10 protein-coding genes and 1 tRNA gene are annotated in these 14,912 nt (G+C 70.3%); 7 read left to right on the top strand and 4 right to left on the bottom strand.

The features are described 5' to 3' along the window. The first annotated feature begins 34 nt into the window (after positions 1-34). The 4 genes from ACA089_RS07110 (at position 35) to ispH (ending at position 5,404) form a co-directional block, all read left to right on the top strand. A complete protein-coding gene (locus tag ACA089_RS07110) occupies positions 35-1,030 on the top strand; it encodes a bifunctional riboflavin kinase/FAD synthetase (protein WP_372015012.1) in 996 nt (331 codons plus the stop codon). A 4-nt stretch (positions 1,031-1,034) separates the two neighbouring features. Further along, a complete protein-coding gene (gene ileS / locus ACA089_RS07105) occupies positions 1,035-3,881 on the top strand; it encodes an isoleucine--tRNA ligase (protein ID WP_372015009.1) in 2,847 nt (948 codons plus the stop codon). Between the two features lie 2 nt (positions 3,882-3,883). Further along, complete coding sequence (gene lspA / locus ACA089_RS07100) at positions 3,884-4,390, top strand: signal peptidase II (protein WP_372015007.1); 507 nt, start codon at positions 3,884-3,886, stop codon at positions 4,388-4,390. Positions 4,391-4,453: 63 nt separating this feature from the next. Continuing rightward, positions 4,454-5,404 carry a 4-hydroxy-3-methylbut-2-enyl diphosphate reductase gene (gene ispH, locus ACA089_RS07095; protein ID WP_372015005.1) on the top strand — a complete coding sequence of 317 codons (951 nt, stop codon included), beginning with the start codon at positions 4,454-4,456 and terminating at the stop codon, positions 5,402-5,404. A 36-nt stretch (positions 5,405-5,440) separates the two neighbouring features. Here the strand turns inward: ispH and ACA089_RS07090 are convergent, their stop codons facing one another. The 3 genes from ACA089_RS07090 to ACA089_RS07080 form a co-directional block, all read right to left on the bottom strand. Next, positions 5,441-7,762, bottom strand: a complete 2,322-nt coding sequence (locus ACA089_RS07090) for a DUF3772 domain-containing protein (RefSeq protein ID WP_372015002.1) — start codon at positions 7,760-7,762, stop codon at positions 5,441-5,443. Between the two features lie 192 nt (positions 7,763-7,954). Next, complete coding sequence (locus tag ACA089_RS07085; RefSeq protein ID WP_372014999.1) at positions 7,955-10,150, bottom strand: hypothetical protein; 2,196 nt, start codon at positions 10,148-10,150, stop codon at positions 7,955-7,957. A 221-nt stretch (positions 10,151-10,371) separates the two neighbouring features. Then, positions 10,372-10,447, bottom strand: a tRNA-Thr gene (locus ACA089_RS07080). Between the two features lie 141 nt (positions 10,448-10,588). On the opposite strand from ACA089_RS07080, the gene radA reads away from it, so the two are divergent. Both radA and ACA089_RS07070 read left to right on the top strand, forming a co-directional pair. Further along, positions 10,589-11,983: a DNA repair protein RadA gene (radA, locus tag ACA089_RS07075; RefSeq protein ID WP_372014997.1), complete on the top strand. Its 1,395-nt coding sequence runs from the start codon at positions 10,589-10,591 to the stop codon at positions 11,981-11,983. 23 nt (positions 11,984-12,006) lie between these two features. Next, the gene (locus ACA089_RS07070; protein WP_372014994.1) at positions 12,007-12,549 is read left to right on the top strand and encodes a hypothetical protein; all 543 of its coding nucleotides are present in this window, start codon (positions 12,007-12,009) and stop codon (positions 12,547-12,549) included. Between the two features lie 25 nt (positions 12,550-12,574). On the opposite strand, the gene ACA089_RS07065 is transcribed toward ACA089_RS07070, so the two are convergent. Next, positions 12,575-13,366, bottom strand: coding sequence for a cytochrome C assembly family protein (locus ACA089_RS07065; RefSeq protein ID WP_372014991.1), 792 nt, complete (start codon positions 13,364-13,366; stop codon positions 12,575-12,577). Between the two features lie 142 nt (positions 13,367-13,508). On the opposite strand from ACA089_RS07065, the gene ffh reads away from it, so the two are divergent. Further along, positions 13,509-14,888: a signal recognition particle protein gene (ffh, locus tag ACA089_RS07060; RefSeq protein ID WP_372014989.1), complete on the top strand. Its 1,380-nt coding sequence runs from the start codon at positions 13,509-13,511 to the stop codon at positions 14,886-14,888. Positions 14,889-14,912 lie beyond the last annotated feature (24 nt).

Here is a 14,912-nt window from a genome sequence, read left to right as displayed (position 1 = left end):
CGCCGCGGGCGATCCAGTGGTCATGACGAGATAGATGAGCAGGCTGTTCCGTGACGTCGATGGCGGGTCCCTGTGCCCGCGCGGCAGCGTGGTCTGCATCGGCGCCTTCGACGGCCTCCACCTGGGCCACCGGGCGCTGGTGGGCCATGCCGTGGCGCGCGCCCGCGCACTGGACCTGCCCGCCGTCGCGCTGAGCTTCGAGCCGCTGCCGCGCGAGTTTTTCGCCCGCGGCAACCCGCCGCCGCGCCTGACCCTGCCGCGCGACCGGATCCGCGGGCTGCTGTCGCTCGACATCGATCGGCTGGGCCTGCTCCGTTTCAACGAGGCGCTGTCGGCCATGGCCGCCGGGGAGTTCGTGCGCCGCGTGCTCGCCGGCCGGCTCGGCGCACGCGAGGTGTGGATCGGTCCGGAATTCCGGTTCGGGCACCGTCGCGGCGGCGACCTGGCCTTGCTGCAGGCGATGGGCCGGGAGCTGGGGTTCGACGCCGGCGAGATCGCGCCGGTGCACGCGCATGGCGAGCGCGTGTCCAGCACCCGCATCCGCGAGGCCCTGCGCGCCGGCGATTTCGCCCAGGCGTCGCTGCTGCTCGGCCGCCCGTATTCGATCGGGGGCCGGGTCGTGCGCGGGCGCCAGCTTGGCCGCACCCTCGGTTTCCCGACCGCCAACCTGCGCTTCCCGAAGACCCCGGCGCTGTCGGGCATCTACGCGACCCGGGTGCATGGCGCCGGCGGGCGGGCGTGGCCGTCGGTGTCCAGTTTCGGCACCCGGCCGACGGTGGATGGCGTCGAGCCGCTGCTCGAAGCGCACCTGTTCGACTTCGAGGGCGACCTGTACGGCCGCCACCTCGAGGTCGAGTTCGTCGCCAAGCTGCGCGACGAGGAGAAGTTCGCCGACCTGGATTCGCTGACCGAACAGATGCATCGCGACGCCGGCGAGGCACGCCGGATCCTCGCGGACGACGCCCGTTCCCCGCATGAGCCCGCGCGCGCGCGTGCGGACGACCCACCCAAGACCGCCGCACGACGGTAGAGCCGTGACCCAAGACTACAAAGCCACCCTCCACCTGCCGGCCACGGATTTCCCGATGCGCGGCGACCTGCCCAAGCGCGAGCCGGACACCCTGGCGCGCTGGGAAGCCGATGGCCTGTACGCGCAGCTGCGCGCCAATGCCAAGGGACGCCCGCTGTTCGTGTTGCACGACGGCCCGCCCTACGCCAATGGCGCGATCCACCTGGGCCATGCGGTCAACAAGATCCTCAAGGACATCATCGTCAAGTCCAAGTACCTGGCGGGCTTCGATGCGCCGTACATCCCGGGCTGGGACTGCCATGGCCTGCCGATCGAGATCGCGATCGAGAAGAAGTTCGGCAAGGTCGGGGTCAAGCTCGACGCGGTCGAGTTCCGGCAGAAGTGCCGCGAGTACGCCGAGTCGCAGATCGAGATCCAGCGCAAGGACTTCAAGCGGCTGGGCGTGATCGGCGACTGGGACAATCCGTACAAGACGCTGAGCTTCCGCTTCGAGGCCGACGAGATCCGGGCGCTGGCCAAGATCGTCGACAACGGCCACCTGACCCGCGGCGTGAAGCCGGTGCACTGGTGTTTCGACTGCGGTTCGGCGCTGGCCGAGGCCGAGATCGAATACCAGGACAAGGTCTCGCCGGCGGTCGACGTCGCCTACGCCGCGCGTGACGCACGGGAGGTCGGGACGGCGTTCGGCGTGCAGGTGCCCGCGGACGTCGAGGTCGCCCTGCCGATCTGGACCACCACGCCCTGGACGCTGCCGGCCTCGCTGGCCGTGTCGCTGGGCCCGGACCTCGAGTACGCGCTGGTGGAAGGCCCGGCCCGCGACGGCAAGCGCCGCTGGCTGGTGCTGGCGGACGCGCTGGCCGAGCGCGCGCTGCAGCGCTATGGCGTCACCGGCGTGACCGTCCACGGTCGGGTGAAGGGCGTGGCGCTGGAGAACCTGCTGTTCGCCCATCCGTTCTATGACGAGCGCGACATCCCGGCGATCCTCGGCGACCACGTGTCGGCCGAGGACGGCACCGGCGCCGTGCACACCGCGCCCGGCCACGGCCAGGACGACTACGTGGTCGGCAAGGCGTATGGCCTGATCGAGAAGTACACCGCCGCGCAGCTCAACCCGGTCGACGGACGCGGCGTGTACCTGCCGTCGACGCCGCCGGCGCAGGGCGTGGAACTGGCCGGCCTGCACATCTGGAAGGCCAACGACACCATCATCGAGGTGCTGCGCGCCAGCGGCGCGCTGCTGGCGGCGACCAGGCTCGAACACAGTTACCCGCACTGCTGGCGGCACAAGACGCCGATCGCGTTCCGCGCCACGCCGCAGTGGTTCATCTCGATGGAGCAGGCCAGCCTGCGCGCCGACGCGCTGGCCGCCATCGATACGGTCACCTGGTATCCGGAGTGGGGCAAGGCCCGCATCGCCGGCATGGTCGAGGGCCGTCCGGACTGGACGATCTCGCGCCAGCGCACCTGGGGCGTGCCGATCGCGCTGTTCGTGCACCGCGAGACCGGCGAGCCGCATCCGCGCAGCAGCGAGCTGATGCGCCAGGTCGCCGACCGGGTGGAGCAGGGCGGCGTCGACGTCTGGTACACGCTGGATGCGGCCGAACTGCTCGGCGCCGAGGCCGGCGACTACGACAGGATCACCGACATCCTCGACGTCTGGTTCGATTCGGGCGTGACCCACGAAGGCGTGCTGCTCGAGCGCGGCCTGGGCAAGCCGGCCGACCTCTACCTAGAAGGCTCGGACCAGCACCGCGGCTGGTTCCAGTCCTCGCTGCTGACCGGCGTGGCGATCGACAAGGCCGCGCCGTACCGGCAGTGCCTGACCCACGGCTTCACCGTGGACGAGCACGGCCGCAAGATGTCCAAGTCGCTCGGCAACGGCATCGAGCCGCAGGACATCATGAAGACCCTGGGCGCCGACATCCTGCGCCTGTGGATCGCCTCGGCCGACTACAGCAACGAGATGTCGCTGTCGCAGGAGATCCTCAAGCGCAATGCCGATGCCTACCGGCGCCTGCGCAACACCGCGCGCTTCCTGCTGGCCAACCTGCACGGCTTCGACCCGGCGCGCGACCTGCGCCCGCTGGAGGACATGGTCGCGCTGGACCGCTGGATCGTGCACCGCGCCTTCGAGGTGCAGGAGAAGATCAAGGACGCCTACGGGCGCTACGACTTCGCCGCGATCGTGCAGGCGCTGCTGAACTTCTGCAGCGTGGACCTCGGTTCGCTCTACCTGGACGTGACCAAGGACCGCCTGTACACGATGGGCGAGGATTCGCGCGGCCGGCGCAGCGCGCAGAGCGCGATGTACCGGATCGCCGAGGCGTTCGTGCGCTGGATCGCGCCGGTGCTGAGCTTCACCGCCGACGAGCTGTGGGGGTACCTGCCCGCATCCACGGAAGGCGGCGAACGCGCGGGCAACGTGCTGTTCGCGACCTGGTACGACGGCCTGGCGCCGCTGCCGGCCGGCGCCCAGCTGGGCGCGGCCGACTTCGACCGCCTGCTCGCCCTGCGCGAGCAGGTGGCCAAGGTGCTGGAGCCGATGCGCGCCAACGGCCAGATCGGCGCGGCGCTGGAAGCGGAGATCACCGTGACCGCCGGCGCCGACACCGCCGCCCACCTGCAGCCGCTGGCCGAGGAACTGCGCTTCCTGTTCATCAGCGGCGACGTGTCCGTCGCCGTGGCGCAGACCGACGACATCTTCGTCAGTGCGCAGCCGACGAGCAAGGCCAAGTGCGTGCGCTGCTGGCACCACCGCGCCGACGTCGGCGTGGCCCCCGCGCACCCGGAGCTGTGCGGGCGCTGCGTATCCAACATCGAAGGCCCGGGCGAGGATCGCAGGTGGTTCTGAGCATGAGCACAACCCGGCCCCGGCCCAACGCGATGGTCTGGCTGCTGCTGTCGGCGGCCATCATCGGCCTCGACCAGTGGAGCAAGGCCTGGGTCCTGTCCAGCCTGCCCGAGTACACCGCCGTGCCGGTCGTCGACGGCTTCTGGAACTGGTACCGGACCTACAACACCGGCGCGGCCTTCAGCTTCCTGGCCGATGCCGGCGGCTGGCAGGCGGTCTTCTTCACCGTGCTGGCCTTCGCCATCTGCGGCCTGCTCGGCTGGTGGCTCTGGCGTACGCCCCGCGGCGACTGGCGGCAGGCGCTGCCCTATTCACTGGTGATCGGCGGCGCGCTCGGCAACGTCATCGACCGGCTGGTCCATGGCCACGTGGTCGATTTCATCCAGTGGTACTGGCGCGGCCACTACTGGCCGGCGTTCAACCTGGCCGATGCCGCGATCGTCGCCGGCGCCATCGGCATCGCCCTGTTCGGGCTGTTCGATGGCAGGAAGGCCAAACCCGGTTCATGATGGACCTGCCACGCTGTGCACGGGCCGTCCCCGGCTCCCACGCCGATCTCCACGACTGATTCCATGGACGTCATCCTCGCCAATCCCCGCGGTTTCTGCGCCGGCGTCGACCGCGCGATCGAGATCGTCAAGCGCGCGATCGAAACGCTCGGCGCGCCCATCTACGTGCGCCACGAGGTCGTGCACAACCGCTTCGTGGTCGACGACCTCAAGGCGCGAGGGGCGGTGTTCGTCGAAGAGCTGGACGAAGTGCCGGACAATGCGACGGTGATCTTCAGCGCCCATGGCGTGTCGCAGGCGGTGCGCGTGGAGGCCGAACGGCGCGGGTTGAAGGTGTTCGACGCCACCTGCCCGCTGGTGACCAAGGTCCACTTCGAAGTCGCGCGGCATTGCCGCGCCGGGCGCGACGTGGTCCTGATCGGCCATGCCGGCCATCCGGAAGTGGAGGGCACCATGGGCCAGTGGAGCCGCGAGGCGGGCAACGGCGCGATCCATCTGGTGGAGGATATCGACGGCGTTGCCACCCTTGAGGTCGGTCAACCGCAGAACCTCGCCTACACCACCCAGACCACCCTGTCGGTCGACGACACGCGCGGGATCATCGACGCGCTCAAGGCGCGCTTTCCCGCCATCCAGGGCCCGCGCCACGACGACATCTGCTACGCCACCCAGAACCGGCAGGACGCGGTGCGTGAACTCGCAGGCCGCTGCGACCTGGTGCTGGTGGTCGGCTCGCCGAACAGCTCCAACTCCAACCGCCTGGCCGAGCTGGCCCGGCGCGAGGGCGTGGAGTCGTACCTCATCGACGGTGCGCACGAGATCGACCCGTCCTGGGTGGCCGGCAAGCGCCACATCGGCCTGACCGCCGGCGCGTCGGCGCCGCAGGTGCTGGTCGACGGCGTCATCGCCCGCCTGCGCGAGCTCGGCGTGCAGGGCGTGAGCGAGCTGGACGGCGAGCCGGAAGACATGGTCTTCGCGCTGCCCAAGGAACTGCGCCTGCGCCTGGTCGGCTGAGCAGGCGCGCCGGCCGCAGGTCGCGGCCGGCGCAGGTCACACCATCCGGATATTGAGCTGGCGCAGCTTGCGCAGGATCTCGAACAGCAGCGCGCTGCGCGTGTTCGCCGCCTGGCGCGGCGTGGCCACGAACCCGGTCGCGCTGAATATCACCTGGCCCTTGTCCGAAATGCCGTCGATCAGCACCGACGGCGCCGGCGCCTCGAGGATGCCGGGATGCCCGCGGAAGGCCTCCAGCAGCAGCTCGCGGACCAGGTCGGCGTCGGTGGCCAGCGGCATCGGCAGCACGATCTTCACCAGCCCCTCGGCGTTGGAAAAGGTCCGGTTGCGAACCGTCTTGGTGATCAGCTCGGAATTGGGGACCAGCACCGTGGTGCGGTCGCCGGTCTGGATCTCGGTGGCGCGCACGTTGATCCGGCGGATGTCGCCTTCCGCGTCGCCGACCACGACCCAGTCGCCGACCTTCACCGGCCGCTCGGCCAGCAGGATCAGGCCGGAGATGAAGTTCTGCACGATCGCCTGCAGGCCGAAGCCGATGCCGACCGACAGCGCGCTGGCGATCCATGCGATCCGTTCCAGTCCCACGCCGATCGCCGCCAGCGCCATGGCCACCGACAGCACCACGGTGAAGTAGCCGAACAGGGTGACCACCGAGGCGCGCATGCCCTCGTCCATCCGGGTCGTCGGCAGGTAGCGCCGCCCGAGCCAGCGCTTGACCAGGTGGAACACGCCGCTGGCCAGCAGGAACACCGCGATCGCACGGACCACGTCGGTCGGACTGAGGACGAGCTGGCCGATGGAGATGCCGCGCGCCAGCCCCAGCGCCCGGTCGATCAGGTCGTCGCCGCTGGCGCCGTAGGGCATGGCCAGGGCGATCAGGCCCAGCAGCGCCAGCAACGTGCGCAGCACCGCCGACAGCACGACCGCCAGCCGTTCGACGTGGCGCGGGTCCAGGCCGAAGCGGCTGTTGATCCGGCGCCCGGCCAGGCCTTTCGCGCCCACGATCGCGCAGACGACGTCGTCGATGAAGCGCATGCCGAGGTAGAGGGTGGCCAGGACCACGCCGGTCCACAGCATCTGCTGGGCGATGAAGCCGGAAAGCGCGACGTGGCCGGTGATCAGGCCGAGCAGGCAGATGCCGGCGCCGATCCAGCCGATGGTGGTGGCGACGTTGATCCAGGGCCGGAAGTGCGGCTTGGCGGGTGCCGCGTCCACCGCGCCGCCCTCACCGGCCGCGTGGGCGTGCAGGCGGTGCACGCGCACGAGCGCGAACAGGACCACCGCGGTCGACACCAGCGCCGCCAGGGTGGTGAGGGCCACGGTCAGGGGCAGGCTGGCGTTCACCAGTATCCCCAGTTCCTGCGGGAAGGTGGCCAGCACGATTGCCAGCGCCGCCGCGAGCGGAACCGGGCGCAGCGCGCGTGCGCCGGCATCGGAGATCGCCGGCAGGCGCCAGGATGGCGCACGCACCGCCAGCAGCACCGCGCCCAGCGTGGTCACGAAGGTGGCGAACACGAGCGTGCTGCCGGCCAGGCCGGCGAGCCGGGCAACCTCAGCGGTCGGCGAGGCGGGCAGCAACGCGGCGTGGGCGAGGCCGACGATCCACCACGCAGCCAGTGTCGACAGGACCAGTCGCGCCATGGCCGGGGCCGAACGTCGCAGCGGTCCGGCCGGGATGTGCTTGCCCACCAGTCGGGGCACCTTGCGGGCGCCGAACCAGCCGACCACCACGGCTACCATGAGCGCTGCGAGCAGGTACGCCGCCGAACGCGCCGGGCTGGCCTGCCAGCGCCGGGTCACGCTGTCGTACGTGTCTTCCCACACGTCGGACAGGCGCTTCGCATCGCGCGCACGGTTGTCGGCGAGGTTGCGCCAGAAACGGGGATTCCAGGGCGGCGTGGTCCGTTCCGACAGGCGCTGGTGGAAACTTTCCTGGCGCTCGGCGGCGATGCGTTCAAGCAGCTGGCCGCTCTCCACCGAAGCCAGGCGCGCCTGGCGCAGCTCCGAATCCACGTCATTGCGCTGGCGCTGCAGGTCGCGGCGTTCGCGGGTCACCTCCGGCGCTTCCTGACCCTGCGTCGCCGGGCTTTCGCCGAGTTCGGCCAGTCGCGCATCCAGGCTCTGCAGCTGCGGCGTGCGCTCGGCGATGGTCTTTTCGGCCTGGGCCTGGATCCTCAGGGTGGCGTCGCGCGAAGCCTGCAGCGCGAGGTCGTCCTGCGGCTCGTCCAGCCCTGCGCCCAGGCGCTCCAGCTGGCGGCGGGCATCGTCCATGGAGGGCGCCTGTGCCAGTGCCGGCCAGGTGAAGGCCAGCAGCAGGATCGGGAGAAGGGCCGGCACGAACGGGAGGCGACGGATCATCAGGATGCAGAAGACAGGAGCTGGCCAGCTACGTTAACACCCCGGTCCCGACGGTCCAGCGTGCACGTGCAGGCGCCAGCGGAGCGGCACCTGGATCCTGCTTGCCCGTGATCGGCCCGTTGGACTTCACGGGATGGCAGGCGAAAGGAGCGCCGTCGCGCGAATCCGCGCGGGCCGCTGGAGGCCTTCCTGTCAACGGGCCGGAGCGCGGGGGCTTGCGGGTCCCGCCTCCGTTGAGGACAACCGCCAGAGCTCGTAGGGACCTTCCACAAGCTCGACCTCGGCCTCACCTTTCTGCTTCAGCGCGTCGACGGCCTGGCGCAGGATCGCTGCCCGCCCTTCCGGCGGGGACTCCCCGGGGACGCGGACGATCAGGAATGTCACCTCGGTAGTGCGCAGGAACTCCAGCGTCCGTTCTCCGGTCTCGACCAGTTCCCCGCGGGTCAGGGCGATGATGTCGATCGGTTCGTAACGTACCGGCAACCAGAACCCTTCGCCGCCGACATCGCCGACAACGCGCGTCCGCGGTGGTTCCTGAAGCAGGCGCTGGGCGATCCGTTCGAGTCCGATGTCGTGCCAGGCGGCGGCTCTGCGGAGCGCCGTGTCGAGCACCGGTCGATCGAGCCGGGCGTCGAACGCCCGGGTGCCCGGTCCCCAGAGCCCGGTGACGAGGCATATGAGCGCAGAAGTGGCTGCTGCCGTGAAGGCCAGGGCATGCATGGTGGCGGCTACGGCAGAAGCCCGCTGCCATTTCCACAAGGCCTGCTGCAGCAGGAAGCCCGCGAACAGCATCAGGCATGATACGGGCGTCACGAAGTAGTTCCCGTCCGCGCCCGACGCTTCGATGTAGCGGTTGCCCAGCAGCATCGGGAAGAAAAGCAGGCCGACGAACAACACGGGCAGCGCACGCCGCCATGCGACTGGCCTGCGCCAGCCGAGAAGCAAGGACGCCAGGGACAGGCTGAGCCACGCATTCCCTGTCCAGAGGATCTGCAGCAGCGGGTAGTGCCGGGGATCGAACAGGTACGCCCACAATGCCTTGGCCGGCGGCAGGTAGATGAGCAGGTCACTGGTAGGCAGATGGCCGACCGGTGGTTTGAGCTCCATTCCCCATCGCGAGAACAGATCGAGCGCAGCGTTGGGTGCGACCAGGGGGACCCCGGCCAGGAGCCAGGTTCTGGACGTGATCAGGATTACGAGCGCCAGCGTGGCGATGAAGAGGATGGGGCTGCTGCCCTGCCCCCGGTGGGGTGATGGAGGCTTGCGTATCCATCGCGCCGCTGCCAGCAGGGCGAGCAGTCCCAGCGCCAGCGTGTAGGGGATATTGGAAAGCCGCGCTTGGCTGGCAAGCAGTGCCGCGCTCATGGCGACCCAGAACCACGCGAACGAGCGGCCGTGTTTCAGGCGCAGGACGGCGACCATCGCCGTGCTCAGCAGCAGCGCCGCGAGCGCATCACCCTTGGCCGTCATCGACACGTTGGCGAACGCCGGCAGTGTCGCTACCAGCGCGATGATGTAGGGCCGCAGAGCGCGGCCTACGCGCAGCTCCTGCAGGATGATCGAAGAGGTTCCGAGCGTGGCCAGCCAGCACCCGATGCTGAGGCCGACCACCGCCGGGATGCTGCCGACCACGGCCATGGGTACCTGCAGGAGCTCGGTCAGTTTCGGGTAGTAATGAACGGGGGCGACCAGACCTTCGCTGCGGAAGACGCTGCCGCTGGCCAGCAATGCACGATCGGTCGCCAGCCCGTACCAGTTGGAATCGAAGTCCGTGGAGACCGATGCCTTGGCATACATCACCAGCATCAGCGTGGCGATCAAGGCGGCTACCGCCGGATTGCGATCGGATGTGCGGCGTACGGCCCCCGCGAGGATGCCCCCGAGCATCGGTCGGCGGCGCATCGCGATCATGGCGCCCAGAACCAGCAAGGCCATCCAGCCGAGCGATTCCATGCTGCCGAAGCCCGCCATCGAGGCAGCCCACAACAGCAAGGACCACGCCACCAGCCCGACCAGCCCGATGGCCCCGGGATTCGCAGGGTCGGCGCCGCGGAAAACGCCCAGCGAGGCCGAAGCGACGGCCCCCAGGGCGAAGATGCCCTCCAGGTATGCGTAACTCAGGAGGATCGCGAAATCCACGCCGTGGTGGCGGGCGTAGAGCGCAACGGTCACCGCGGCGCCGATCCAGCGGGGCGCGCCGCGTGTCCATCGGAATAGGGCGAACAGCAGGGCGAATACCGTCAGCGCCTCCAGCCCCCCTTGCCAGGCGGCAGGCTGCTGGACGTGCCAGCGAAACACCCCCGGCCCGAGCAACGACCAGATCGGTGCGGCCATGAATGCCAGTACCACCCCCACGACCACGGTGACCCGCCAGATGGGAAAGCGCACGGATCGATCCGGTTGACCAGGGGGCCGCTAGGGTACTACCGCCTTCCACTATCGTCGTGTCCGGCAGGCCGGGCGCGTGCCGACGCGAAGTGGGCGACGAAAGCACGTGCCGACCACCACGCCCACCGGGCCCGACACCTGTGGCCGTCGAGTTTTCGGGCGAGGTCGCGGGTCGCCGACAAGCAGAACCCCCGGCGCTGGCCGGGGGTTCTGGGGGAAGCTGGTGCCGGAAACAGGAGTCGAACCTGCGACCTACGCATTACGAATGCGCCGCTCTACCAACTGAGCTATTCCGGCGGAGGCCGGACGCGCTGGCGCGACCGGGGGCGGAATTCTAACGGTTCGGAGGCGGGCAGGCCAGATGGCACCCGGTCCCGTCTCGCCAGCGGAGACGCGCCGCCGCTAGAGTGGCGTCCCACCTGCAGCGGACGCGATCCCGTGGCCAAGCCCTCTTCCAAGTCCAGCGCCCGGACGGCCTACGTCTGCGGCGACTGTGGCGCCGAATACAGCAAGTGGCAGGGCCAGTGCGGCGAATGCGGGGCCTGGAACACCCTGTCGCAGGTGGTGCTGGAGCCGGCCGGCGCCGCCGCCGGCCCGCCCTCGGCGCGCCGCGGCGGCTGGGCGGGCAAGGTCGATCCGCCGAAGGTCACCGCGCTCAAGGATGTCAGCCAGTCCGCTGAGGTTCGGGTGTCCACCGGCATCGGCGAGCTGGACCGGGTACTGGGCGGGGGCCTGGTCGAGGGCGCTGTGGTGCTGGTGGGCGGCGATCCGGGCATCGGCAAGTCCACCCTGCTGCTGCAGGCGCTGGCGAAGATGGCCGCGCAGGTGCCCGCGCTCTACGTCACCGGCGAGGAATCGCTCGCCCAGGTCGCCGGCCGCGCGATGCGGCTGGACCTGCCGCTGGACAACCTGCAGGCGCTGGCAGAGACGGGGGTCGAGTCGATCCTGCAGCACGCCGCGCAGGCGCAGCCGCGGCTGATCGTCGCGGACTCGGTGCAGACGTTGTGGACCGAGTCGCTCACCGCCGCGCCCGGCTCCGTCAGCCAGGTGCGCGAGGCGGCCGCGCGGCTGGTGCGCTACGCCAAGGAAACCGGGACCGCCGTGTTCCTGGTCGGCCACGTGACCAAGGAGGGGGGCATCGCCGGTCCGCGCGTGCTCGAGCACATGGTCGACGCGGTGCTCTACTTCGAAGGCGAGAGCGGCAGCCGCTTCCGCGTGCTGCGCGCCTTCAAGAACCGCTTCGGCGCGGTCAACGAACTGGGCGTGTTCGCGATGGGCGACAAGGGCCTGAAGGAAGTGCCCAATCCCTCGGCGATCTTCCTTTCCGGCAGCGCGCAGCAGCCGGGCAGCTGCGTGATGGTCACCCGCGAGGGCACCCGGCCGCTGCTGGTCGAGGTGCAGGCGCTGGTCGATTCCTCGCCGCTGTCCAACCCGCGCCGGGTGGCCGTGGGGCTGGAGCAGAACCGGCTGGCGATGCTGCTGGCGGTGCTGCACCGGCACGGCGGCGTCGGCGTGGGCGACCAGGACGTGTTCGTGAATGTCGTGGGCGGCATCCGGGTGCAGGAAACCGCCGCCGACCTGCCGGTGCTGCTGGCGGTGCTGTCCTCACTGCGCGACCGGCCGCTGGCGGAGAAGACCGTCGCCTTCGGCGAGGTCGGGCTGTCCGGAGAGATCCGTCCGGTGCCCAACGGGGAAGAGCGCTTGCGCGAGGCCGCCACCCATGGCTTCCGTCGCGCGATCGTGCCCAAGGCCAACGTGCCCAAGGGCGGGCGTTACAAGGACATGCAGGTCATCGCGGTGGAGCGGCTGGCGGACGCGCTGGAGCAGGCGTGATTCCTCCCGCGCCTGGACGCGGCGTGGCCCGGGCGCTTTCGCTCGTGCTGCACCCGTTCGGGGTGTTCATGGGGCTGGCGCTGGTCGCCGCGTGGCGCCTGGATCCGCCGTCCCTTCCGCGTGTCGCCACGGGCATGGCGGTCGTGGTCGGCATCGCCTGGGGATTCGCCTGGCGGCGCTGGCGCAGCGGCCGCTGGAGCACGGTCGATGCCTCGCGGCCCCAGGAGCGCCCGGTCCTGTACCTGCTCGCCCTGGTGCTGGCGATCGGCTACTGGCGGTGGCTGGGTGGCGGCGCCTCGCCCCTGTCGGGCGGCGTACTCGCCGCCGTCGCCATGCTGTGCGCGGCCGGGCTGGCGAACCGCTGGATCAAGCTGTCCCTGCACCTAGCCAGCCTCGCATTCGCCGGGATCGTGCTGCTCGCCGTGTGGCGGCCCGCGGGGTGCGCGCTGCTCGCGCTCGTTCCGGCACTGGCCTGGAGCCGGCTGGCGCTCGGACGCCACCGTCTGGAGGAAGTGGTGGGCGGCGCCCTGCTCGGCGGGGCTGCCGGCTGGATGGCGGTGGCCTGATCCGGGGCGCCGGCGGCGTGGCCGGTCAGGGCTGGCGCAGGACCAGTTCCAGCACGAACTTGCTGCCGAAGAACGACAGCAGCAGCAGCGCCATCGCGGTCAGCGTCCAGTGCACCGCGCGGATGCCGCGCCAGCCGTAGCGCCAGCGGCCCAGCAGCAGCCCGCCGAAGACCAGCCACGACAGCAGGCTGAGCACGGTCTTGTGCACCAGGTGCTGGGACAGGAAGTCCTCGACGAACAGTACCCCGGTCAGCAGGGTCAGGGTCAGCAGCGCGAAGCCGACCGCGATCGTGCGGAACAGCAGCAGTTCCAGCTCCGTCAGCGGCGGCAGCACGCGCAGCCATGCGTGGAATTCGCGGCGACGCAACGCGCGCTCCTGGAGCCAGAGCATCACCGCCAGCAACGCGGCGATGGCCAGCGTCGCATAGGCGAGCAACGCCAGCCATGCGTGCAGCTGCAGGCGCCAGTCGAGGGTCGCCGAGGCCGCGTGTCCATGCGCGTGGTAGGTGGCGAGCAGTGCGGCTGCCAGCGGGAACGCGATGACACCCAGCGCCGCCATGCGGCCACGCGCGCCGACCAGGGTGGTCATCGCCGCCATGCCCAGGCTGACCAGCGACAGCGCCGAGAAGAAATGCATGTCCGGCCCGCCCGGCGTCCGCCAGGCGACCCCGAGGTGGTATCCGCCGTGCAGGAGCACGCCGGCCAGGGCCGGCAGCAGCCATGCCCGCGACGGCGCCGCCTCCTTGCGGGCGACTGCGCGCAACAGAAGCAGGGCGGCGGCCAGGTAGGCGGTGACGGCGATGAGAACGATTGTCATCGGATGAGTGTCGCATACGCGCCCCCGGCCTGAGGAGCGTCGCGCCCGTGCCGATGCACCGGTGCTCGCCGCGGGGACCGCCGGGCCGCGCGACCCGGCGGGCTATAATCGCCGGCCGTTTTCCGCCTTCCGGTCCGCCCGCATGTTCGAATCCCTGACCCAGCGCCTGTCCGGCACCATGGAGCGCCTGCGCGGACGCGGTCGCCTGACCGAGTCCAACATCAGCGAGGCGGTGCGCGAGGTGCGCGTGGCCCTGCTCGAGGCCGACGTCGCCCTGCCGGTGGTCCAGGCCCTGATCCAGCGGATCAAGGTGCGCGCGGTCGGCCAGGAAGTGCTCAAGTCGCTGACCCCGGGCCAGGCGCTGATCAAGGTCGTGCGCGACGAGCTGACCGCGGTGATGGGCGCCCAGGCCAGCGACCTGAACCTCAATGTTCCGGCGCCGGCGATCATCCTGATGGCCGGCCTGCAGGGCGCGGGCAAGACCACCACCGTCGGCAAGCTCGCGAAGCACCTGAAGGAAAAGCGCAAGAAGAAGGTGATGGTGGTCAGCGCCGACGTCTACCGTCCGGCCGCGATCGAGCAGCTGAAGACCCTGGCCGAACAGACCGGCGTGCTGTTCTTCCCGTCCGACGCAGGGCAGAAGCCCGAGGACATCGTTCGCGCCGCGATCGCCGATGCGCGCAAGTCCTTCGCCGACGTGCTGATCGTCGATACCGCCGGCCGCCTCGCCATCGACGCGGCGATGATGGCCGAGATCAAGGCCCTGCACGCGGCGGTCAATCCGGCCGAGACCCTGTTCGTGGTCGACGCGATGACCGGCCAGGACGCGGCCAACACCGCCAAGGCGTTCTCCGAGGCGCTGCCGCTGACGGGCGTGGTCCTGACCAAGACCGATGGCGACGCCCGGGGCGGCGCCGCGCTGTCGGTGCGCTACATCACCGGCAAGCCGGTCAAGTTCGTCGGTACCGGCGAGAAGGTCGACGGGCTGGACGTGTTCCACCCGGACCGCGTCGCCGCGCGCATCCTCGACATGGGCGACGTGCTGTCGCTGGTCGAGCAGGTCGAGCAGACCGTCGACCAGGAGAAGGCGGCCAAGCTCGCTGCCAAGGTCGCCAAGGGCAAGAAGTTCGACCTCAACGACATGCGCGACCAGCTCGAGCAGATGCAGAACATGGGTGGCATCGCCGGCCTCATGGATAAGCTGCCCGGCCTGGGCCAGGTGCCCGAGCACCTCAAGGCGCAGGTCTCGCAGAGCCGCGAAGTGCCGCGGATGATGGCGATCATCGGCTCGATGACGCCGAAGGAACGCCGCAACCCCGACCTGCTCAACGGCTCGCGCCGCGCCCGCATCGCCCGCGGCTCCGGCACCACCCCGGCCGACGTCAACAAGCTGCTCAAGCAGTACCAGCAGATGGAAAAGATGATGGGCAAGCTGGGCCGCGGCGGCGTGAAGGGCATGATGCGCGGGCTGCAGGGCATGATGGGCGGCATGGGCGGGCGTGGTGGCCTGCCGTTCCGCTGAGCCGGCGGCGGATGGTCGCGGGTG

This window comes from Pseudoxanthomonas fibrivorans (assembly GCF_041464125.1).
In the GTDB taxonomy this organism is placed as follows: Bacteria; Pseudomonadota; Gammaproteobacteria; order Xanthomonadales; family Xanthomonadaceae; genus Pseudoxanthomonas.
Note: the sequence above shows the minus strand (reverse complement) of the source record. Positions and strands in the feature narration are given on the sequence as shown.